The sequence below is a fragment of the Prochlorococcus marinus subsp. pastoris str. CCMP1986 genome (assembly GCF_000011465.1).
GTDB classification, from domain to species: domain Bacteria; phylum Cyanobacteriota; class Cyanobacteriia; order PCC-6307; family Cyanobiaceae; genus Prochlorococcus_A; species Prochlorococcus_A pastoris.
Map to the genome: position 1 here is coordinate 1,424,667 of NC_005072.1, position 22,980 is coordinate 1,447,646.

Consider the following 22,980-nt stretch of genomic DNA (forward strand, 5'->3'; position numbering starts at 1 on the left):
GATTTATATTATATCAAATAGATAGACTACTAATCAATAATATATAATTTAGATCAGTGAGTTACGTTATTAATTAATTGAATTTAAATAAGTATTAAGAATATGAAGATTATAAATAGTAAACAAAAAGCTCTCCAAGAGTTGAGAAGAATTTCTCAAAGAACTACATCTGGAGACAATAAAAAAATAAATTCAATTGTTGAAAATATTCTTCAAGAGGTGAAATTTCATGGAGATATAGCTGTAGAAAAATATACAAAAAAATTTGATGGATTTTATCCTAAACCAATGCAAGTAAGTACTAGGGATTTAAAAACTGCATGGGAAGAGACAGATCAGCATTTAAAGAAATCATTAGAAGTTGCCTATCAAAGAATAAAAAAATTCCATGAAAAAGAAATCCCTGAATCGTTTACTATAAAGGGAGAATTTGGTGACTCCGTCCAAAGAAGATGGATGCCTGTAAAAAATGCTGGTTTATATATTCCTGGTGGGAGAGCGGCATATCCAAGTACAGTTTTAATGAATGCGATACCTGCAAAAGTAGCTGGAGTTAAAGAAATTTCAATGGTATCGCCTGGAAACGAAAAAGGAAAAATAAATACAACTGTTTTAGCTGCTGCTTACTTATCAGGGGTTGATAAAGTTTTTAGAATTGGTGGAGCACAGGCAATTGGCGCATTAGCATTTGGCACAAAGCAAATAAATAAAGTTGATGTAATTTCGGGACCTGGAAATATCTATGTAACCACTGCTAAAAAGTTAATTTACGGATTTACTGGAATTGATTCCTTAGCCGGTCCAAGTGAAATTTTAATCATCGCCGATAGAACAGCCAACAGCTCTCAAATAGCATCAGATTTATTAGCACAAGCCGAGCATGATCCATTAGCTTCCTCAATACTTTTGACCACATCAAATGATCAAGCTCAAGAAGTTTTTGATGAAGTCTTTAAGATAATAGAGAATCACCCCAGAAAAGAAATTTGCATTCAATCAATTAAGAATTGGGGATTAATTGCTATTTGCGAAAATTTAGAATCATGTGTTGAACTAAGTAATGAGTTTGCCCCAGAACATTTAGAAATAATTACTATTGATCCAAAAACGACGCTCAAGTCTATTGAAAATGCAGGTGCGATATTTTTAGGAAAATGGACACCGGAGGCTGTAGGTGATTATTTAGCTGGACCAAACCATACTTTACCAACATGTGGGAATGCGAGGTTTAGTGGTTCCTTAGGAGTTGAAACTTTCATGAAGAATTCTTCAATAATTGAATTTAATGAAAAAAGTTTAAAAATTAACAGCGTGGATATTATAAATTTGGCAAATAGTGAGGGTTTACATAGTCATGCAAATTCAGTAAAAATTAGATTTGAAGATTAACTTCTCCTAGAAGGTGAAAATAATACTGGAACGTCATCTTCAATTTTACCCACCAAAACCTTATCTGCTAAATCAACAAATAATCCATTTTCCAAGACTCCAGGAATATTATTAATACGCATTTCTAAATCTTTTGGATCTCTTATGCCAGCATCAAATAAAACATCCAAAATCAAATTACCTTGATCCGTGACAACTGGGCCTGCTTTTTTTGTTGCCATCCTTAAATTAGAAACTCCACTCATTTCTGAAATTATATCCTTCACCTGCTTCCACGCAGAAGGCATAACCTCCACAGGGAGAGGGAAAACTTGGTTTAAATTTTGCACTAACTTTGATTCATCAATAACAATTAATAATTTATTTGCTTTAGATGCAACCAATTTTTCTCGGACATGGCAAGCTCCCCCACCCTTGATGAGTTGAAAGTCAGGATCTACTTCATCCGCTCCATCAATGGCTAAATCAATGTAAGGAACTGAAGCTAAATCAATTAAAGGGATATTGAGTTCTAATGCAAGCACCTCTGATTGAAAGGAAGTCGGGACTCCTTTAATATTTTTTAATTTGCCTGATCTGATTTTTTCAGCAAGACTTTTTATCATAAGTGCTGCTGTTGATCCAGATCCTAAACCTAAGATCATTCCATCTTCTACTTCTTCAATAGCTGAGTCAGCAACTATTTGTTTCATCTGAGTCTGTAAATCCAAAATGTTTTGAACAAGAGTTTATAGATTATTAAATTTCAACAGATGCTTTATGTCAAACCTGGAAGTGCTTCAGGTTTAATATTGACTTTAATTTCTTTATTATCTCGTAAAACATTTAAAAGAAATATTTTTCCAATTTGAGCTTTTTCTACCTCATCTAAAAGAGTCTTAGGCTCTTCTATTAAGATATTTTCAGCAGCGATTACTAGATCACCTCTTCTTAATCCAGCTTTTTCTGCAGGACTATTTGGTATTACAGATTGAATTAAAGCCCCTGACCGCTCTGGCAATTGAACAAGTGAATTAGGATCTTCATTATGTTCTTTGGCTATTTTAGGGTTCAAGGAAATCAATTGTACGCCTAAATAAGGATGAATAACTTCTCCATTTTCTAGTAACTGGTCAGAAACATTTTTAGCCAAATTTATTGGTATTGCGAAACCAAGACCAGCTCCAGGTCCACTTCTTACTAGAGTGTTGATACCAATTACTTGACCATTAGAATTAATAAGTGGGCCTCCTGAATTACCTGGATTAATTGCAGCATCTGTTTGTATAAGATCAAGCCTTTTATCAGAAAAACCGAGAGCATTAATGTCTCTATGAAGACTGCTAACTATCCCAAGAGTTACTGTTTTTTCTAGGCCATAAGGAGTCCCAAGAGCTATTGCCCAATCTCCAACTTCAAGCTCTTCTGAATCTCCTAAAGGTGCATAACTAGAGTCCTGTTGATTATCAATTTTAACTAAGGCTAAATCGGTAATTGAGTCCGTTCCCAACACTTGACCCTCACGATTAGTTCCATCAGCCAAAGTAACAGATACATTATCAACTCGTTCTACAACATGAGCATTAGTTAGAACTAAACCATCTTTATCAATAATTACACCTGAACCTTGACCTCTCTCTCGGTCGGGAGCCATACCGGGTTCTCCAAGTAAATCTCTCAATAGTGGATCTAATAAAGTTGGATCAAATTGTTGTCTTTCTACTAATCTTTCAGTATCAATTCTTACAACTGCAGGACCTACCTTTTTGACCGCATCTGAAACAAAATTATGCCCATCAATAAAATCAAAAGCTAAAACTTCAGAAAAAGGGAATAAATATATAATAAAAGTAATTAGTAAACTTATTTTAAGCAAATAACTAAATTTAGTTTTCAGAAATCTCATTACCTTTAAAAACATCAAGAATATTCAGAATTTAATTGAATAAGATTCCTAGTGTTGTTTTTTTGTTAACATCCATAAAATACACATTACAAAAACTTATTTTCAAAAAACTTTTTGATATGTGAAAATAATCAATTATTAAACAAAAACTTAAAATAAATTGGATAAGGAATGTAAAAGCAACTTAGAAAGTCTTCTTCAAGGAGTCGCTAAAGAATTTAACCTAAAGATTCATAGTTTAGATATACTGACAAATCAAAATCCTATTATTGTAAAAATTATTATTTGCAAAACTAACAAAGATGATATTACTTTAGATGACTGTTCAAGATTCAATAACCCTGCTATTAGTGTGATTGAGAATTCAAATCTTTTAAATTGTTCATATGTTTTAGAAATTAGTAGTCAAGGTGTCAGTGATGAATTAACCTCAGAAAGAGACTTCAAAACTTTTAAAGGTTTTCCAGTTAATGTTGAGTTAAACCAAAAAAATTCTCAAATAAAATTTTTGAACGGTTTACTTTATGAAAAGTCTAAAGATTATTTAGCCATTAACATTAAAGGTAAGATTAAAAAAATTCCCTTTAATGAAGTATTAAAGGTTAGTCTTTGCACTTTTAAAGACTAATTAATTATCAACTCTTATTCATTTTACCCATCATAGATGGCATTAGTAATTCTCCCAGGTTTAAACAATCTTATTGAAGACATAAGTGAGGAAAAAAAATTACCTCCTCACGTTGTGGAATTAGCTTTACGTGAAGCTTTGCTTAAAGGTTACGAAAAATACCGAAAAACTTTCTACATTGGAGTGAAAGAAGATCCATTTGATGAAGAATATTTTAGTAATTTTGATGTAGGATTCGATCTAGACGAAGAGGGTTATCGAATTTTATCGAGTAAAATTATTGTTGAAAATGTTGAAAGCGAAGATCATCAAATATCTCTTCAAGAAGTTAAACAAGTTGCTGATGATGCTCAAATAGGCGATACCGTCGTTTTAGATGTCACTCCCGAAAAAGAGGATTTTGGTAGAATGGCCGCCTCAACAACTAAGCAAGTATTGGCTCAAAAGTTGAGAGACCAACAAAGGAAAATGATTCAGGAAGAATTCGCAGATTTGGAAGATCCTGTTTTAACTGCAAGAGTTATTAGATTTGAGAGACAGTCAGTAATTATGGGGGTTAGCTCAGGAATCGGGAGACCAGAAGTAGAAGCAGAACTTCCTAAAAGGGATCAATTACCTAATGACAATTATAGAGCTAACGCTACATTCAAAGTTTTTCTTAAAGAAGTTAGCGAAGTAGCTAGAAAAGGTCCTCAACTTTTTGTAAGTAGAGCTAATGCTGGTCTAGTGGTTTATTTATTCGAAAATGAAGTCCCAGAAATTCAAGAAGGCACAGTCAAAATTGTTGCTGTTTCGAGAGAAGCAAATCCTCCTTCAAGAGCTGTTGGGCCAAGGACTAAAGTTGCCGTAGATAGTATTGAAAGAGAAGTTGATCCAGTCGGAGCTTGCATTGGAGCTAGAGGAGCAAGAATTCAACAAGTAGTTAATGAATTAAGGGGAGAAAAAATAGATGTTATAAAGTGGTCATCTGACCCTATTCAGTACATACTAAATTCTTTGAGTCCAGCTAAAGTTGATCTTGTCAGACTTGTTGATCCAGAAGGACAACATGCTCATGTTTTAGTTCCCCCTGATCAATTAAGTCTTGCCATAGGAAGAGAAGGTCAAAATGTTCGTCTTGCTGCTAGGTTAACAGGCTGGAAAATAGACGTTAAAAACTCCTATGAATATGATCAGGAGACTGAAGACTCTGCAGTAGCAGAATTAATTGTTCAAAGGGAGGAAGAAGAGAATCTTCAAAGAGAAGCTGAACAGAGATTGGAGGCTGAGCAAGCAGAAAGAGCTGCAGAAGATAAAAGACTAAGGGAACTTTACCCTTTACCTGAAGATGATGAAGAATATGGAGATGAACTATACGAAGAAGAAACTCGTTCAGAAAACGACCAAACAGAAAACTTGAAACAAGAGGAACTATTGTCTAAAGAGGAGAACACACGGTGATACAGAAATCTCCTGTTATGCGTAAGTGCATTTCTTGCAGGACAACTTTTGATAGAAATAATCTTTTGAAGATTACTAATGATCATAAGTTAGGAATAATGCTTAACCAAGGTATTGGTCGTTCTGCTTACATTTGTAAGTCAAAAAAGTGTTACACAGATTCTAAACTTAAAAAAAAGCTTCAAAAAGCTTTAAAAGGCATTTTAAATCCTGAATTTATTGATATTTTTGAAAGGGAAATTGCAAACTATAAATAACTATCCCAAAAGGGCATATAATTAAAATTATATTCTTCCAAAATTTCTTAAAAAGAGTAACATTCAGATTAAATGACTATCAGCGATAAAATCAGAGTTTATGAACTTTCCAGAGATCTAAAACTGGAAAATAAAGATATATTGGATGCTGCTCAAAAACTTTCAATATCAGTCAAAAGTCACAGCAGTTCAATAAGTTTAGAAGATGCGAAAAAAATTAAAAATCTTATAAATAAAAATTCAAGTAAAAAAATTCTTTCTGTAAGTAAATCTGCAATTAAAGCAAAAAATGAAAACCCAAAAAATAATGATAATAAAAATAATAAAAATTTTTCTAATCCCTCTCATCCAGAAAAGTTGTCAAAAGAAGGTTTAAATAAAAAACCCCTTTTAATAAAGCCTACTAATAAAGTAGTGAATTCATTAGTAAGCTCAAATATTAAAAATCCAAATCCCCCTACTATTGTCTCTAACCTCAAATCTCAAGCTCTTTCAAAAAATCAAAATAAAACTAATACTTCAGTAATAACAACTCCCAATCTAAAAGACAAAAAAAATCCAAGTGCTCTACAAGACAAAAAGCCTTTAAAAAACTCTTCAGGATCTCCCGCAAAAACTACTGCAAGGCCGCCTATTCAACTAATTGAAAAACCAAAAAATTTGGCAAATTCCAATAGGAATATAAACGCAAACAAAATAAATAACTCAGTTAATCAAAAGGCTCAATCATTAAATAGAGCTGATAATAATAAATTAAGTAGAGCTGATAATAATAATTTTCCTAAAAAGAACTTAAACAGTCCTAACGTAAAAAGTACTCCTGAACTAGTAGGTGCCCCGATTAGAAGGGAAGATCCTAAAATTAATACAAACAGGCCGAACTCTAATAGCAGGCAACCCTCATCTAATACACAAATTTCTGCAAATAGGCCAGGGGGGCAGAATAGGCAGGGTGTTCCAAATAGAGAAGGCGGTCCCTATAGACAGGGATCTCCTAATAGACCAGGAACTCCTTATAGACAAGGTGCTCCTAATAGGCCAGGGGGGCAGAATAGGCAGGGTGTTCCAAATAGAGAGGGCGGTGGCCCCTATAGACAGGGATCTCCTAATAGGCCAGGAACTCCTAATAGGCCAGGAACTCCTTATAGACAAGGTGCTCCTAATAGGCCAGGAGGGCAGAATAGGCAGGGTGTTCCAAATAGAGAGGGCGGTGGCCCTTATAGACAGGGATCTCCTAATAGGCCAGGAACTCCTTATAGACAAGGTGCTTCTGGGATTAGAAAGCCAGTAGCACCCAATGAACTGATGCAGTTACAGAAAACCAATGCATCAAATAAAGAAAAACCTAATATTTCTAATGTAAACAAACAAAAAATCGAAGGGGCCAATCAGAAGACAAAAGCACCTAATAGTCGTTTAAATACATCTCCTTCTCCTACGGCCAAGAAACCAGCTAGATCATTCGCAAGCAACACTAAGAAGCCTGGCAGAACAGATTGGGACGATAGTGCCAAGCTAGAAGCATTAAGAAATAAAAATCCACAGAAACAAAGACAAAAAGTTCATATTATTGGCGAAAATGATGATTCATTAACCTCTGAGACTAGCGGTTACTCAGGAGAAAAGGTTTCAATACTATCAGCAAGTTTGGCTCGTCCAAAAAAAGAAAAGTCTGAAGAGATCAAATCACAAAAACCCTCAAAACAATTCAAGAAAAAGAAAAAAGAGACTACTAGGCAAAGACAAAAGAGAAGAGCTATGGAATTAAGAGCTGCGAAAGATGCAAAACAAGTAAGACCTGAAATGATAATAATACCTGAAGATAATTTAACAGTACAAGAATTAGCCGATAAGCTTAGTCTTGAAAGTTCTGAAATAATCAAATCTCTTTTCTTTAAAGGTATTACGGCTACAGTGACTCAATCACTTGACTTAGCAACCATTGAAACAGTGGCTGAGGAATTTGGGGTCCCTGTTTTACAAGATGATGTTCAAGAGGCTGCAAAGAAAACAGTAGACATGATTGAAACCGATGATATTGAAAGTCTCATCAAAAGACCTCCAGTCATCACAGTTATGGGACATGTCGATCATGGTAAAACAAGTCTTTTAGATTCCATAAGAGAATCCAGGGTAGCCTCTGGAGAAGCAGGTGGAATAACTCAACATATCGGAGCTTATCAAGTTGAATTTGAGCACGAATCAAAAAAGAAAAAGCTAACTTTTCTTGATACTCCAGGTCATGAAGCATTTACGGCCATGCGTGCAAGAGGTACAAAAGTTACTGACGTAGCGGTACTTGTTGTAGCTGCTGATGATGGTTGCAGACCTCAAACACTTGAAGCTATTAGTCACGCAAGAGCAGCGAAAGTACCAATAGTTGTAGCCATAAATAAAATTGATAAAGAAGGTGCTTCTCCAGATAGAGTTAAACAGGAATTATCAGAAAAAGATCTAATTGCCGAAGATTGGGGTGGGGATGTAGTTATGGTGCCAGTCAGTGCAATCAAAAAACAAAATATTGATAAATTACTCGAAATGATCCTTTTGGTTTCTGAAGTTGAAGATCTCCAAGCAAACCCAGAAAGATTAGCTAAAGGGACAGTAATTGAAGCCCATTTAGATAAAGCCAAAGGTCCTGTTGCAACTTTATTAGTACAAAATGGCACATTAAAAGCTGGAGATGTTTTAGCCGCAGGTTCAGTCCTTGGTAAAATTAGAGCCATGGTCGATGAACATGGTAATAGAATTAAGGAGGCGGGGCCTTCATGTCCAGTGGAAGCACTTGGATTTAGCGAAGTCCCAACAGCAGGTGATGAATTTGAAGTTTATCGTGATGAGAAATCTGCTAGAGCGATTGTTGGAGATAGAGCGACTGATGCAAGAGCAACAAAATTAGCCCAGCAAATGGCATCTAGGAGGGTAAGCTTATCATCTTTATCTACTCAAGCAAATGATGGAGAACTTAAAGAATTAAATCTAATTCTTAAAGCAGATGTCCAAGGAAGTGTAGAAGCTATATTAGGTTCGTTAGAACAATTACCAAAAAATGAGGTCCAAGTCAGAGTCTTACTCTCCGCACCAGGAGAAATAACCGAGACTGACATAGATCTTGCTGCTGCCTCTGGCTCAGTAATAATAGGCTTCAACACATCATTAGCCTCTGGAGCCAAAAGAGCGGCCGACGCAAATGATGTTGATATAAGAGAGTATGAAGTCATTTATAAACTTCTAGAAGATATCCAATCTGCTATGGAAGGATTACTTGAACCTGATTTGGTGGAGGAATCTTTAGGTCAAGCTGAAGTAAGAGCAACATTTGCAGTTGGGAAAGGAGCAATTGCTGGATGCTACATACAAAGTGGTAAGCTTCAAAGAAATTGTTCTTTAAGAGTACTTAGATCCGATAAAGTAATATTTGAAGGTAATTTAGATTCCCTGAAAAGATCGAAAGATGATGTAAAAGAAGTTAATACTGGTTTCGAATGTGGAGTTGGATGTGACAAATTCTCAACTTGGAGTGAAGGAGATATCATTTCGGCATTCAAATTTGTAACAAAAAAAAGGACTCTAAATAAATAAAAGCTTAATCTTCCTTATTTCTATCGAAGAAAAATAAGATAGGAAATAATGCACAAGCTCCTAGTTGTATTAAAAGATTATTTTGCTGTATTTCATTCCCACTAGCAATTTTAGAAACCATTATTAGAAGACCTAAAAAAGCAGAACCAGAGAAGGCAATCCATAATATTCTCCTTAAACCTTTGAATGGAGCTTGAGTCTCCTTTAGTAACTTTTTTTTTAATTCAGGGTCAATTTTTGACATTAATTCTTTAAAATATAAAATTAAGTCTATATGAAAAAACTAAAATTTAATATCGCCGACATAGTCGGTGGAACAGCAACTATTTCGTAAACATTAAGTCATTTGTTTAATTCAAATTATCGGCATTTATCTAAAATAAGACAAACTTTTATATGTGGAAAATTAATTTCAAATTGTTTTTAAAATTACTTATATTTTTTCCATTAATTTTCTACTTTGGTAAAAGAAGTTACTTAGCTTATGATGAGGGATTCTATGCTTTACAGGCTAGATGGATATTGGAAAAAGGAAATTGGACAATTCCATTATGGTGGGGAGATTTTAATTTAGATAGAACAATAGGTATACAATTTCTAATTGCCAAATCACAAGAAATATTTGGGGAAAATTTATTTGCAGCCTATTTACCAACAACTATTTCATCAATAGTGATGTTAATAATAACCCATAAATTACATGAAGAATTAATAGGTAAAAAGTTTGCAATCGCATCACCACTTATTCTTTCAACAACTTTTTTGTGGTTTGATTATTCTCACTTAGCTACTCAAGATTTAATATACAGTTGCTTAGTGACTATTGGAATATTCTCCATTGTAAAAACAAACAGTAAAAAAGAATTAGTTTACATATCTCTTTTTGGAATTTGGATAGGTTTAGCTTTTATGATGAAGACTTTTCTAGTAGCGGTACCAATTACATCATTATTACCCTATCTGATTAAAAAAAAATATATTTTTACTTCAAAATATTTTTGGCTTGGATTAATAATTGGTTTTATTCCATTCATTGTATGGTCAACATCAATAAATACATTTCTTGATAAAAATATTATTTTTCACCTTTTAGATAAATTTAATAATTTATCTGAAGAAAATACTTTTACAAATCCTTTTTACTATTATTTGTGGAACATACCAGTCACTTTTCTTCCATGGAGCATATTTTCCATTATTGGATTAGTTCATGGTTTAAAAAGCAAAAATTCACAAGGTTTTATTTTATTTTACTTCCCCTTAATTCTAATAATTTTGATAAGTAGTTTTTCTACAAAAACGCCATACTATCCTTTACAAATCTCTTCTATACTATCCTTAAATGCATTTATAGGTATCAAGTATTTAATAGAAGAAAAAAGATTTAAATTTCTATTTATTTTTATATCGTCAAGAGTAATTCCATTATTAGTGGTAACGATAATTTTTATATATTTCCTCTTTCTCAAAGCTACGATAAATTTTAATCTCAGAGAAAATACATTTTTAATAAGTGGATTAATACTATTCGCATTGGCTTGGAGTTTTATCAAAAAAAGTCAACACTCCTCAAAAATGATTTCTATATTAATTATTGGACCCTATTTAATGACATCATGTTTTTTGCAATCAGGTCTTTTTACAGACCGATCAAGAGAAATTAGAGAAACTATGGAGAATATCTCCTCTTTGAAAACATCCAATAATCGAATAATTAAAGTTGATAAAAGCAGCATTATAAATACTACAACACACTCAAAAATTATTAGAATTGCTCTCTTAACACCTAATTTAGGCGAAGGGATCGATAATATCAAAACTTTAAAATCCTCAGAACTAGCTTGGTCCATCTTTCCAAAAGAAGATCAAACAAAAGATACCTCCATTAAAATTATTTATGAAAATGAAGTTATATTTCCTTGGAAATTAATCAAAAAAATCTAATAGGTTAATATTAATTACGGTTAAATTTTCAAAAAATGAAATCAGTAAATACTTGGAATTTAACAAACAATAAACTCCACCAATTATTTAAAGATGATAAAGAATTTATTTCTCTTAAAGTAAGAGGTAATACTTGGGAACCAATTACAAGATGGCTTAGATTAGATTCCAGAATATTTAGGGAAACAACAAATACAGCAAGAATTACTTTATGTGATGTTGAATCATTAGCAGAAATCTATAATTACAGATCTATCAGATGGAAAGCAAAAAAATTAACTCCAATACAAACCAAATTATTTCCCCAGTCTATAAAAAATACTTTGCGAAAGTTACCAATAATTAAGCATCTTGCATTTGAAATAGAAATCACATTTTATAAATATCATGAAAATTTAAATGATCATTTGATTTCAATACTTATCCCTGCAAGAAATGAAGAAGGTAATAGAAAACTTTTAATCAAAGCACTAAATAAATTTAAAAAAATACCAAATAAAATCGAAATAATATTTGTAGAGGGAAATAGTAAAGATAATACTTTTCAAATGTTGGAGGATCTTACTAAAGACTTCTCAAAAAACTATAAAATATCTCTTTTAAAACAAACTTCGAAGGGAAAGAAAAACGCAGTTGTTGAAGGATTTAATATATCAACTGGAGATACTCTAGCAATTATTGATTCTGACTTAACCGTTGATATTGACGATAGTATTGATGCTATTATGGAATCCACAAAAAATGAAAATATACTAATAAATTGCTCTAGGACAACTTTCCCAATGGAAAAAGATGCCATGAGATGGTCAAATTATATTGGTAATAGATGTTTTGCAATATTTTTATCAATTTTAATTAACAAGCCTATATCTGATTCGCTGTGTGGAACAAAAGTTTTCTCAAGGAAGTTTTTTAATTTGATGAAAAAAAATGGTAGTTGGGAATCAAAGTCAGATCCTTTTGGCGATTTTACAATAATCTTTGAAGCGGCCAATAATAATATTAAAATCTTAAATTACCCTGTCAGATATTATGCAAGGCGGTCTGGAGCACCAAATATATCAAGATGGATAGATGGTATTAAACTTCTAAATGTTTGTTGGAAATATATGATTTCAGACATCTAACTGAAAATAGAGTTAAATTTTTTCATGATTAAATTTAAAAAAATCACAGAAAGGGTAATAAAATAGTTAGATTCTTAATATGAGATCATTTTAAAATCTCTTTTATGTTGTTTAACTTTCCTTTAAAAAATTTAGCTAAAGAGACCAATAGAGAATCTTTTAGAAAAGTTCTCATTGTTAGACTTCCATGCAACCCGATATTTCCGATAGGGCCTATTTATTTAGCGGATCATATTCATAAGTGTTTTCCTGAGATAGATCAACAATTCATAGATTTAGCAATAGTACCGCTAAATAAAGTATCTAAATATCTAAAAAGAAAAATTGACCAATTCAGACCTCATATAATTGTTTATTCTTGGAGGGACATACAAATATACGCACCAGTTGACGGAAGAAGTGGCAATCCTTTGCAAAACTCATTTGAAGTTTTTTATTCGAGTAATATTTTAAAAAAAATTAGAGGTGCTTGGGGAGGTCTAAAGTTAATAACATCACATTATGAAGAAATAAATAGAAATACATCCTTAGTAAAGATGGGTCTCAATAGAGCTCAAAAATACAACAAATCTGTAAAAGTGATTTTAGGAGGAGGAGCTGTAAGCGTTTTCTACGAACAGCTAGGTAAGTTATTACCCAAAGGTACAATAATTTCTGTTGGAGAAGGTGAGAACCTTATCGAAAAAGTTCTTAAGGGTGATTCTATTATCGAAGAAAGATGTTATCTTGCTGGGCAAAAACCTAGAAATAAATTAATACATGAACAGCCATCAGGAACAATTAAAACAGCTTGTAACTACAAATATATTAAATCTATTTGGGCTGAGTTTGATTGGTACATAGAAGGTGGTGATTATTATGTAGGAGTTCAAACCAAAAGAGGTTGTCCACATAATTGTTGTTTTTGCGTTTATGGAGTTGTAGAGGGTAAAAAAGTTCGAGTTAATCCCGTAAATGAAATTATTGAAGAAATGAAGCAACTTTATGAGATGGGAGTTAGAGGTTTTTGGTTTACTGATGCTCAATTCATTCCAACAAAGAATCATATTCAAGATGCGAAGTTACTTCTTCAAGCTATAAAAGATCAGGGTTGGACCGATCTTAAGTGGGCGGCATATATTAGGGCCGATAACATTGACCGTGAATTAGCTCAATTAATGGTTGAGACAGGAATGAGTTATTTTGAGATCGGGATTACATCAGGATCTCAGGAACTTGTTAGAAAAATGCAACTCGCATATAACCTTAAAACTGTACTTGAAAATTGTAGAATGCTTGTTGAGGCAGGTTTTAGAAATCATGTCTCAGTGAATTACTCATTTAATGTTTTTGATGAAACCCCTAATACAATTAAACAAACAGTTGCTTATCATAGAGAGCTAGAAAATATATTTGGGAAAGGTTTAGTAGATCCAGCTATATTTTTTATAGGTTTACAACCACATACACTTTTAGAAAAGTATGCTCTTGAAAATAATATATTAAAACCTAGTTACAATCCAATGAGTATGATGCCTTGGACAGCACGTAAACTTTTATGGAACCCTGGTCCTCTTGGTAAAAAACTGGGAGAGGTATGTTTAGAAGCTTTTGATAATAAAGATGACGAATTTGGAAAAACAGTTATTAATATTTTGGAAAGAAATTATGGTAAATCATCCTTAGATGATTCCCTAAAAGTTCGTAAATTATCAGAAAGAAAGCTTACTGCAGCAAAAGTTTAAAAGTATTAAAATTAATTTATTCGTAAGAAGATAATTAATCTTCTTTTTCAATTGAACTTGATATTCCTTTTGATTTCAAAGATTCTGAATAAAATTCAGCCGGCTCAAGATCACATACAATAACTAAACCAACACCAGTATTATGAGCTTCAAGCATAATAGAAATAGCATCTTGTTCGCTTAATTGTGGAACTACTTCTCTAAGTGCATTAGTAACATACTCCATTGAATTAACAGGATCATTGTGAAGTAAAACTTTGTATTTTGGTGATTTGTTTTTTAACGGGGCTGTTTTTTTCTCCAACACTGCTGCGTTATTATTTTCCCCTTTTTCAAACTTTATATTTGACATTACTTTTTGATTGTAATTACAAGAAAATCTATTAATCATTATATATTAATTATTCGTTCCATTGCATTATTAACATTCATTCTTGAATTGAAAGCAGATAATCGAAAATAGCCCTCACCCGCCAATCCAAATCCACTTCCTGGTGTACCTACGACATCAGCTTTTTCAAGTAAATAATCAAAAAAGTCCCAAGAAGTCATTCTATCTGGTACTTTTATCCAAACATATGGTGCATTATCACCTCCATAAACTTTAAAACCTGCACTTCTGAGCTTATTTTGCATAATTTCTGCATTTTTCATATAAAAGTCAATCAGAGAATTAACCTCTTTTTTACCTTGCGAAGAATATACCGCCTCAGCTCCTCTTTGTACGATATAGCTTACTCCATTAAATTTAGTACATTGACGCCTATTCCATAATGACCATAAATCAATTTTATCCCCTTTTGAATTTTGTCCTGATAGATTTTTTGGTATTACTGTATAAGCGCATCTAACTCCAGTAAATCCTGCATTTTTTGAGAAAGATCTAAATTCGATAGCACAATTTTTTGCCCCCTCAATCTCATATATTGAATGAGGAATATTTTTGTCTTGAATAAAAGCTTCATAAGCTGCATCGAAAAGAATCAAAGACTTGTTTTCTATGGCATAATCAACCCATTTTTTCAATTCTTGTTTAGTAATTGTTGCCCCAGTTGGATTATTTGGAAAACAAAGATAAACAATATCAACTTTCTTTTTTGGGATTTCAGGTTGAAACTTATTTTCTTCATTAATAGCTAAATATACTAATCCTTGATAAGTACCATTTTGAAGTGTTTCTCCTGTTCTCCCAGTCATCACATTAGTATCGACATAAACAGGATAAACCGGATCGGTTACGGCAATTAAATTATCACTCCCAAGAATATCTAAAATATTGCTACTATCGCATTTTGAACCATCAGAAACAAATATTTCTTCCGATGAGATTTGACACCCTCTTGAAATAAAATCATTTACAGAAATTTTTTCCCTAAGCCATCCATATCCTTGCTCTGGGCCGTAACCTTTAAATCCGTTATTTGTTCCCATTTCATTTAATGCTTCGCCCATAGCTTTAACACAAGCTTTAGGTAGCGGCTCCGTCACATCGCCTATTCCAAGCTTAATGACTTTCGAACTGCTATTGGCTTGAGTATAGTTGTTAACTCTTTTTGAAATTTCAGGAAATAAATATCCTGCTTTGAGTTTTAAATAATTTTCGTTAACTTTAACCACTTTAAAAAATTTCTAAACTTAACCTATATAAGAATAATGGACAATGTACTTAACCGGGAATTAGATGTTAATATAAAGGTGGTTATGATTTAATTAAAGAAACAATCATAGCTATTTAATCAATTTCAAATCGTTTGAAAGTCGTCTAAAACTAAAACACTTAGCAAGTCAAACTGCTACTAATTATTTTAAAAATCTAATAACTTAAGCTTTCAAGAAATTGCTAGCGAAAAATTAAATATGTAATTATTTACTTTTTATCGATTTTCAAAAATTCAAAACATACTTTAAAATTTTTATGTCTCAGCAAATTGTAATAGCTGAGCAGGCGCGTATTGCAGCACTACTCACAGATGATCAAGTTGATGAATTAATCGTCGCACAAGGTCAATATCAAATCGGGGATATTTTTTTAGGAACTGTTGAAAATGTCCTACCAGGTATTGATGCTGCCTTTATAGATATTGGAGAAAGTGAAAAAAATGGCTTTATTCATGTATCAGATCTAGGTCCATTAAGATTAAAAAAAGGTGTTGTAGGAATTACTGAACTTCTTGAACCAAAACAAAAAGTTCTCGTGCAAGTAATGAAAGAACCTACTGGAAATAAAGGACCTAGACTTACAGGTAATATCTCGTTACCTGGTAAATATTTGATACTGCAACCATATGGACAAGGAGTCAATATTTCTAGAAAGATAAATACTGAGACTGAAAGAAGTCGTTTAAGAGCTCTTGGAGTTTTAATTAAACCGCCTAGCACAGGATTATTATTTCGAACTGAAGCAGAACAAATCAAAGAAGAATTTCTTATTGAAGATTTAGAACATTTAATTCAACAATGGGATCAAGTATTAAAAAATTCAGAGAATAATCATCCACCAAATTTAATAAGTAGAGATGAGAATTTTTCATTAAAAATTTTAAGAGATTACATCAAATCATCAACTAGTAAAATTGTAATTGATAATAAAATCGCTCTCGAAAAAGCAAAAGACTTTTTAGTTAATAATGACTCTAATTTGGATCTTGTTTTTCACAATAATGAAATAAATGAGCATATTTTAGAAAAATACCAAATTAATAAAACTATTCAAAAGGCGCTTCAGCCAAGAGTAGATTTACCTTCAGGAGGTTACATAATTATTGAACCTACTGAAGCATTGACAGTAATTGACGTTAATTCTGGATCTTTCACAAGATCAGCTAATTCAAGACAAACTGTTTTATGGACGAATTGTGAAGCAGCTATAGAAATTTCTAGACAAATGAAATTAAGAAATATTGGGGGAGTTTTAGTTATAGATTTTATAGATATGGAATCTCGAAGAGATCAATTTCAGTTACTTGAACATTTTACTTTAGCCATTAAAGATGATTCAGCAAGGCCACAAATAGCTCAATTAACTGAGTTAGGTTTAGTTGAATTAACAAGAAAAAGACAAGGTCAAAATATATATGAATTGTTTAGTACTAAATGCAATAACTGCAATGGATTAGGGCATAAAGAAAAATTACCAAATTATAAAAATATTTCTTTAAAAACTAATCAAAATGCAAAAAAATCCAGTAAAATTAATGATACCAAAATCTCAGATTCAACTCCCATTCAATTAATTGAAAATCAGGAAACGATCATTGGGGAAGAGTTAACTAAAACCAAAAACACCATTAAAGACGATGATCATTCCAATAAAAGGGGGAATGATAATGAATTACCTAATACAAACAATCGTAGTGAAAAGAAAGTAATCACGGTTGAGCTTAGTAATGATGAAAAAATTGTTTACAGCCAATTGGGTATTAATCCATTAATTAAATTAGGAAAGGAATATCTAAGTAGTAATCACTTAGTACGTTTGGAAGATGTTAAGAACAAGGAAAAAGATGATTCCGAGCAAAATGTAAAAACAAATAATAAAGTTACAAGTAAGAATACAAATAAAATAACCTCAACTTTTGATTCAAAAGAAGAGGTTGAAGCAGATTACTCTAAAGAAGTGAATCCCGACAAAAAATTGCCAAAAGTAACAAATGAGAACGAGGTAATAGAAACAACAGATGAAATGGATAATTCAAGAAGAAAAAGAAGAAGATCATCTGCAAATATTGAATAAAGATTCTGAGATAGGTATTGACGAAGTCGGTCGTGGTTCGGTTTTCGGACCTGTATTTTCTGTTGCTGTAGTTCTTTCTAAGAAAAGTGGATTAACTCTCAAGAAATTAGGGGTTAATGATAGTAAAAAATTAACTCCAAAAAAAAGAAAAGATTTTTTTCCTAAAATTATTGCATTATCATCAGATTACGCTTTAGGGCAGTCTTCAGTAAGAGAAATAGATTTGTTGGGGATAAGACATGCAACTGAACTTTCCATGATTAGAGCAGTTAAAAAGTTAAAACATATGCCATCTGAATTATTAATTGACGGCCCATTAACATTAAGACTTTGGGAGGGTAATCAAAGAAATATTATTTCAGGTGATTCTAAATTTATTTCAATAGCTACTGCAAGCATAATTGCTAAAGTAATGCGTGACTCTTTGATGGAAAGATTAGAAAGCAAATATCCTGGATATTTCATATTTAAAAATAAAGGATATGGTACCAAACAACATTTTTCAAGTCTTAAAAAACATGGACTAACGAATCTCCATAGAAAAAGTTTCTTGAATAAGTTAAATCTGATTTAATTCACACCAATTTACAAAATCTTTTATTAATTGTTGTTGAACTCTAGATTTTATTCCTAATAAAATTCCATTCAATACTGAATGACCTGTAGATTCTAAAATTTTCTTTGGCAAAAGTTTCAAAAGAGGCGGTTGACTTACTGAAACTCCGAGTAAGGCTTCACCTTCTAAACCAAAATCAGTTGCCTCCAAATTTGCTTTCAAAATTAAATTAAAGTCTTCAACCATGCCTAAACCATCTAATGTACTATCAAGTGCACTCATTTTTAAAACACCCTTATTATTCTCAACTGCAATTGATACAACAGGTTTAACATCTAATTGAAAAACCTTGAAACTTGTTACAGTATACTTATACATTCCTTCCCCTCCAGGCTCTAATTTCTTTGGGTCTAGCATTGCTCCAACAACTCTTTCTTCCTCCAAAAGATATTTAGAAAGATATTCTTTATTCCTCGTAACAGAAAGTTTAAGTTTCTGTTTTGCATCAAAAGCTAAAAGCATTTTCTATATACCTCCAATGCTTATTTGATCTCTTTTTTTATTACAATTTACCATGAGCAAACAAGTTGCATATTTAGGCCCTAAAGGGACATACGCTGAAAAAGCAGCTCATATTTTATCAAAGCTTGCTAATTTTAAGTCACCTTTATTTGTACCATGTAACGGGCTGTATTCGGTTATTAAATCAATAGCCTACAACAATTGTGATGCAGCAATAGTGCCCATTGAGAATTCTGTTGAAGGAGGAGTGACAACGACTTTAGACGCGCTTTGGAAATTTTCTGATATTAATATAAATAAAGCAATTGTTTTGCCAATAAATCATGCATTAATTAGTGATGGCAAGATTTCAGAGATATCTGAGGTTTTATCTCATCCGCAAGCTTTAGCTCAATGCTCAGAATGGCTATCTGAGAACCTTCCAGAAGCTATTACTTTAGCAACAAAATCTACATCAGAAGCTGTGAATATGGTTAAAGGAAGCTCATTTAGAGCTGCTATTGGTTCGAAATCTCTTATTGAAATAGAAGGACTTCAAGAATTAGCATTTCCTATTAATGATGTCCCAGGTAATTGTACAAGATTTGTATTGTTGAGTAAAGAATATATTGTAGATAAAGCCAATATTGCAAGCTTTGCCTTCTCATTACTCTCAAATAATCCTGGTGCTTTACTAGAAGCTTTAAATTATATTGCAGAATTTGGATTCAATATGAGTAAAATAGAATCTAGACCTTCAAAGAGAGAATTAGGAGAATACATAATCTATGTTGATGTTGAAATAAATACAAAAACTAATATTGAAGCATTTAATAAATTAAAGAAAAAAATACAACCCTTATGTAAACATTTGATCGACTTTGGATGTTATTTATCAGAAAAGATTAATTTAGACTAATTAACCTCTACATTTATAAACTCCAAATTCCATTAAACCTTTTTTAAAGGCCCAATCCATTAAAAGTATTGTAGGTATCTCTCTGATAGACTTTATAATTGCTCCTGGACCAAGGGATAAAATTGAATTAGGTCTTCTCATTCCTTCAAATATTGAATCAAACCAAGAGGGATTTGTAAAAGAATTCCAATTAGAGGATATAACTTGACCTGAACTATTTTTGTTATTTATAAGAATACTACTGAATTCATTGATACTAATAAATTTAGGATGTACCCACTGTTCAAGTAATTGTTTTAAGATTATTTTTTCAATCATGGATGGGGGTTGCTTTTGTAAATCTCTTGAATTCCAATCAGCCAATGCTAAATATCCTCCAGGTCTTAAAGTTCTTAACATTTGATCTGCAAATTTAGTTTTATTATTCATATGGGCTCCTGCCTCAACACTCCAAACACCATCAAATATTCCCTCTTCAAATTTCAAATCCAAAGCATCCATAACTTTGAAGTTGCATTTACATTCATAAGGAGTAAGTTCTTTTGCTCTTTTTACTTGAGCTGGACTAATAGTTATTCCAGTGACATTAAATCCATAATAATTGGCGAGAATTCTAGAACTTCCACCTATTCCGCAACCGACATCTAAAATCCTAGAACCTCTTGGTAATTTATCTAAACCACTCCAACTTACTAACTCATGTACAAATTGAACTTTAGCCTCTCTAAAATCAATATTTTTATTTAGAGGATAGAAACCTAGATGTATATGTTCTCCCCATAATCTTTCTAGTAATTTATCTTGAGTCCAGGAATCATATGCTGTAGCTACAGTTCTCGAAGAAATATATTTTCTAGTATTAATTCTCCAAAGTATTAGAGAAGAAAATAATAAAGTTAAAAATATAACAAGTGAAGATATTAAAAAAATGGACATTTAGTTTTCTTTGATATCAGGAAAACTCTCTTTTAGAGCTGTTCTAGCTGCTAATTGTTTTCTAGTATGATCTAACATTTCAAACTCTCTTTGTAAACGAGTATGTGTGTTCCTCTCCTCTAAAAGTTTTTGCTGCTCTTCAGCTACTGGCCCTCCCAGATGAGCACCGATCCAAAAAGAAAGTTCCATAGGATTCTCAGGTAACTTTTCAGGAAGAACTTTCTGAGAATTAGTTAATTTACCAGTTAATTTAACTACATCATTTAAGGCTTCAGTGACTGAATCTCTTAAAAGATCTAAACTTTGAAAACTATCAATATTTTCGTCAGTAATCCAACTTACCATTGCTGAACAATAAGGTGTAGAACGTACAATTTCAAGAACTTGAAATCTTTGCTGTCCCAAAGTGATTATATTACTTCTACCATCTTCGGCCGTTTGATGTTTAATTATCTGAGCACAACAGCCAACGTTAGCCATACTCTTTTTATTGGGATCCCATTTAATAACTCCAAACATTGAATCTGATTCAAGTACAGATTTAAGCATAATTCTGTATCTCGACTCAAAGATGTGTAGTGGCAAGACTTCTTGTGGGAAAAGAACAACTTCTGGGAGAGGGAACAATGGTAATTCCCTTACTGAAAGCTCTCCCATTTAAACCTCAAATGTTTATTATATTTTAGTGAATTAAAGTTCTATTCGGGATTTCTTATAATTTAACTTCTATGTCTACACCACTAGGAAGATCCAATTTCATTAAGGCATCTATAGTTTTAGCAGAAGGACTATAAATATCAATTATTCTTCTATGAGTTCTGGTCTCGAAATGCTCTCTAGAATCTTTATCAACATGAGGCGATCTTAAAACGCAATAAATTTTTCTTTTAGTTGGTAATGGAATAGGTCCGATAGCTGAAGCAGCGGTTGTATCTGCCGTTTGAATTATTTTGTCACAAGATAAATCAAGCATTCTTCTATCGAAGGCTTTTAATCTGATACGTATTTTTTGTTGAGTAAGTGAAGCTGTCATAAGTTTAAATTAATATCTTTATAGAGGGGTTATTGATAAGCAATAACCCATATCTCTGTATTTAACTATTTTAGATTATCAAAGGTTAACTTTATAAAATCAAAGAAAATTATTCAATAATTTTAGAAACAACACCAGCTCCAATAGTACGACCTCCTTCGCGAATAGCAAAGCGCATACCTTGTTCAATTGCAACTGGACAAATTAATTCTCCAGTCATTTTTATCCTGTCACCTGGCATTACCATCTCAACATTGGCTCCATCATCAGCTGTGAATGCAGTGATTTGTCCAGTTACATCTGTTGTTCTTATATAAAATTGTGGTCTGTAACCAGCAAAGAAAGGTGTATGTCTACCACCCTCTTCTTTCTTAAGGACATAAACTTCTCCTTCAAATTTTGTATGAGGAGTAATCGAACCTTTTTTAACAAGAACCATACCTCTTTCAATATCTTCTTTCTGAACACCACGTAAAAGTAGTCCAACATTATCTCCAGCCATACCTTCATCAAGAAGTTTACGGAACATTTCAACACCCGTGACAGTGGTCAATCTTGTATCTCTTATTCCAACTATTTCAACTTCTTCCCCTACTTTGACTTTTCCTCTCTCTATTCTTCCAGTGGCAACTGTTCCTCTACCTGTGATAGAAAATACATCTTCAACTGCCATCAAAAATGGCTTGTCGATTTCTCTCTCAGGTTCAGGAATACTAGCATCAACGGCAGTCATTAATTCTTCAATTTTAGATTCCCAAGTAGAATCTCCTTCTAAAGCTTTTAGACCTGAAACTTGAACGATGGGTATATCATCACCAGGGAAATCATAACTATCAAGAAGTTCTCTGATTTCCATTTCAACAAGTTCAATGATTTCTTCATCATCTACCATGTCACATTTATTCAAAGCAACAACCAAAGCAGGAACTCCAACTTGTTTTGCTAAAAGAATGTGTTCTTTTGTTTGAGCCATAGGACCATCTGTTGCTGCACAAACTAAAATTGCACCATCCATTTGAGCTGCACCAGTGATCATGTTTTTCACATAATCAGCGTGACCTGGACAGTCAACGTGTGCATAATGTCTTTCGGCTGTTTCGTATTCAACGTGTGCAGTATTAATTGTAATACCACGCTCTCTTTCTTCTGGAGCACCATCGATGTCTCCATAGTCTTGAGCTTGTGCTTGACCTTTTTTAGCTAAAACATTAGTAATAGCAGCAGTCAGGGTTGTTTTTCCATGATCAACGTGGCCAATAGTACCTATGTTGACATGTGGTTTGTTCCTTTCGAACTTCTCGCGAGCCATTTGAATTAAAGAATCGA

At 32.6% G+C, this 22,980-nt stretch carries 21 protein-coding genes; 11 read left to right on the plus strand and 10 right to left on the minus strand.

Features of this window, described 5'->3' with window-relative positions; genetic code table 11:
- The first annotated feature begins 102 nt into the window (after window positions 1-102).
- Window positions 103-1,389: a histidinol dehydrogenase gene (gene hisD, locus TX50_RS07990; protein WP_011133116.1), complete on the plus strand. Its 1,287-nt coding sequence runs from the start codon at window positions 103-105 to the stop codon at window positions 1,387-1,389.
- On the opposite strand, the gene rpiA is transcribed toward hisD, so the two are convergent.
- Together rpiA and TX50_RS08000 are read right to left on the minus strand one after the other, a co-directional pair.
- Window positions 1,386-2,081, minus strand: a complete 696-nt coding sequence (gene rpiA, locus TX50_RS07995; protein ID WP_011133117.1) for a ribose-5-phosphate isomerase RpiA — start codon at window positions 2,079-2,081, stop codon at window positions 1,386-1,388. The two genes, hisD and rpiA, sit on opposite strands and share 4 nt — an antisense overlap.
- A gap of 65 nt (window positions 2,082-2,146) precedes the next feature.
- Window positions 2,147-3,274, minus strand: a complete 1,128-nt coding sequence (locus tag TX50_RS08000; RefSeq protein ID WP_036930685.1) for a trypsin-like peptidase domain-containing protein — start codon at window positions 3,272-3,274, stop codon at window positions 2,147-2,149.
- Between the two features lie 160 nt (window positions 3,275-3,434).
- On the opposite strand from TX50_RS08000, the gene rimP reads away from it, so the two are divergent.
- The 4 genes from rimP to infB all read left to right on the plus strand — a co-directional run bounded on the left by rimP (window position 3,435) and on the right by infB (window position 9,181).
- Window positions 3,435-3,902, plus strand: coding sequence for a ribosome maturation factor RimP (gene rimP / locus TX50_RS08005; protein ID WP_011133119.1), 468 nt, complete (start codon window positions 3,435-3,437; stop codon window positions 3,900-3,902).
- A gap of 36 nt (window positions 3,903-3,938) precedes the next feature.
- Entirely contained in the window at window positions 3,939-5,342 is a 1,404-nt protein-coding gene (nusA, locus tag TX50_RS08010) for a transcription termination factor NusA (protein ID WP_011133120.1), read from the plus strand.
- Window positions 5,343-5,359: 17 nt separating this feature from the next.
- Window positions 5,360-5,599, plus strand: a complete 240-nt coding sequence (locus TX50_RS08015) for a YlxR family protein (RefSeq protein WP_036930725.1) — start codon at window positions 5,360-5,362, stop codon at window positions 5,597-5,599.
- A gap of 72 nt (window positions 5,600-5,671) precedes the next feature.
- Window positions 5,672-9,181, plus strand: coding sequence for a translation initiation factor IF-2 (infB, locus tag TX50_RS08020; RefSeq protein WP_011133122.1), 3,510 nt, complete (start codon window positions 5,672-5,674; stop codon window positions 9,179-9,181).
- A 4-nt stretch (window positions 9,182-9,185) separates the two neighbouring features.
- On the opposite strand, the gene TX50_RS08025 is transcribed toward infB, so the two are convergent.
- Window positions 9,186-9,425 carry a DUF3493 domain-containing protein gene (locus TX50_RS08025; RefSeq protein WP_011133123.1) on the minus strand — a complete coding sequence of 80 codons (240 nt, stop codon included), beginning with the start codon at window positions 9,423-9,425 and terminating at the stop codon, window positions 9,186-9,188.
- Window positions 9,426-9,577: 152 nt separating this feature from the next.
- On the opposite strand from TX50_RS08025, the gene TX50_RS08030 reads away from it, so the two are divergent.
- The 3 genes from TX50_RS08030 to TX50_RS08040 all read left to right on the plus strand — a co-directional run bounded on the left by TX50_RS08030 (window position 9,578) and on the right by TX50_RS08040 (window position 13,976).
- The gene (locus TX50_RS08030; protein WP_011133124.1) at window positions 9,578-11,125 is read left to right on the plus strand and encodes an ArnT family glycosyltransferase; all 1,548 of its coding nucleotides are present in this window, start codon (window positions 9,578-9,580) and stop codon (window positions 11,123-11,125) included.
- A 35-nt stretch (window positions 11,126-11,160) separates the two neighbouring features.
- Complete coding sequence (locus tag TX50_RS08035; protein ID WP_011133125.1) at window positions 11,161-12,252, plus strand: glycosyltransferase family 2 protein; 1,092 nt, start codon at window positions 11,161-11,163, stop codon at window positions 12,250-12,252.
- A 104-nt stretch (window positions 12,253-12,356) separates the two neighbouring features.
- Entirely contained in the window at window positions 12,357-13,976 is a 1,620-nt protein-coding gene (locus tag TX50_RS08040) for a photosystem II high light acclimation radical SAM protein (protein WP_011133126.1), read from the plus strand.
- A gap of 34 nt (window positions 13,977-14,010) precedes the next feature.
- Here TX50_RS08040 and clpS read toward each other — a convergent pair whose 3' ends face one another.
- Both clpS and TX50_RS08050 read right to left on the minus strand, forming a co-directional pair.
- The gene (clpS, locus tag TX50_RS08045) at window positions 14,011-14,328 is read right to left on the minus strand and encodes an ATP-dependent Clp protease adapter ClpS (RefSeq protein ID WP_036930728.1); all 318 of its coding nucleotides are present in this window, start codon (window positions 14,326-14,328) and stop codon (window positions 14,011-14,013) included.
- 38 nt (window positions 14,329-14,366) lie between these two features.
- A complete protein-coding gene (locus TX50_RS08050) occupies window positions 14,367-15,593 on the minus strand; it encodes an LL-diaminopimelate aminotransferase (protein ID WP_011133128.1) in 1,227 nt (408 codons plus the stop codon).
- Between the two features lie 298 nt (window positions 15,594-15,891).
- Here TX50_RS08050 and TX50_RS08055 point away from each other — a divergent pair, with 298 nt between their 5' ends.
- The gene (locus TX50_RS08055; protein WP_011133129.1) at window positions 15,892-17,709 is read left to right on the plus strand and encodes an Rne/Rng family ribonuclease; all 1,818 of its coding nucleotides are present in this window, start codon (window positions 15,892-15,894) and stop codon (window positions 17,707-17,709) included.
- Window positions 17,654-18,283, plus strand: a complete 630-nt coding sequence (locus TX50_RS08060) for a ribonuclease HII (RefSeq protein WP_011133130.1) — start codon at window positions 17,654-17,656, stop codon at window positions 18,281-18,283. Before TX50_RS08055 ends, TX50_RS08060 begins: the two co-directional genes overlap by 56 nt.
- Here the strand turns inward: TX50_RS08060 and TX50_RS08065 are convergent.
- Entirely contained in the window at window positions 18,269-18,787 is a 519-nt protein-coding gene (locus tag TX50_RS08065; RefSeq protein WP_011133131.1) for a DUF1997 domain-containing protein, read from the minus strand. The genes TX50_RS08060 and TX50_RS08065 overlap by 15 nt on opposite strands.
- A gap of 52 nt (window positions 18,788-18,839) precedes the next feature.
- Between TX50_RS08065 and pheA the strand changes: the two genes are divergently transcribed.
- On the plus strand, window positions 18,840-19,685 hold the full coding sequence (pheA, locus tag TX50_RS08070; RefSeq protein ID WP_011133132.1) for a prephenate dehydratase: 846 nt from the start codon (window positions 18,840-18,842) through the stop codon (window positions 19,683-19,685).
- On the opposite strand, the gene TX50_RS08075 is transcribed toward pheA, so the two are convergent.
- From TX50_RS08075 to tuf, 4 genes are all read right to left on the minus strand, one after another.
- A complete protein-coding gene (locus TX50_RS08075; protein ID WP_011133133.1) occupies window positions 19,686-20,621 on the minus strand; it encodes a methyltransferase domain-containing protein in 936 nt (311 codons plus the stop codon). It abuts the gene before it with no gap.
- Window positions 20,622-21,278: an LON peptidase substrate-binding domain-containing protein gene (locus TX50_RS08080; RefSeq protein WP_011133134.1), complete on the minus strand. Its 657-nt coding sequence runs from the start codon at window positions 21,276-21,278 to the stop codon at window positions 20,622-20,624.
- Window positions 21,279-21,333: 55 nt separating this feature from the next.
- Entirely contained in the window at window positions 21,334-21,654 is a 321-nt protein-coding gene (rpsJ, locus tag TX50_RS08085; RefSeq protein ID WP_011133135.1) for a 30S ribosomal protein S10, read from the minus strand.
- Window positions 21,655-21,763: 109 nt separating this feature from the next.
- Window positions 21,764-22,963 carry an elongation factor Tu gene (gene tuf, locus TX50_RS08090; protein WP_011133136.1) on the minus strand — a complete coding sequence of 400 codons (1,200 nt, stop codon included), beginning with the start codon at window positions 22,961-22,963 and terminating at the stop codon, window positions 21,764-21,766.
- Between the last annotated feature and the right edge of the window lie 17 nt (window positions 22,964-22,980).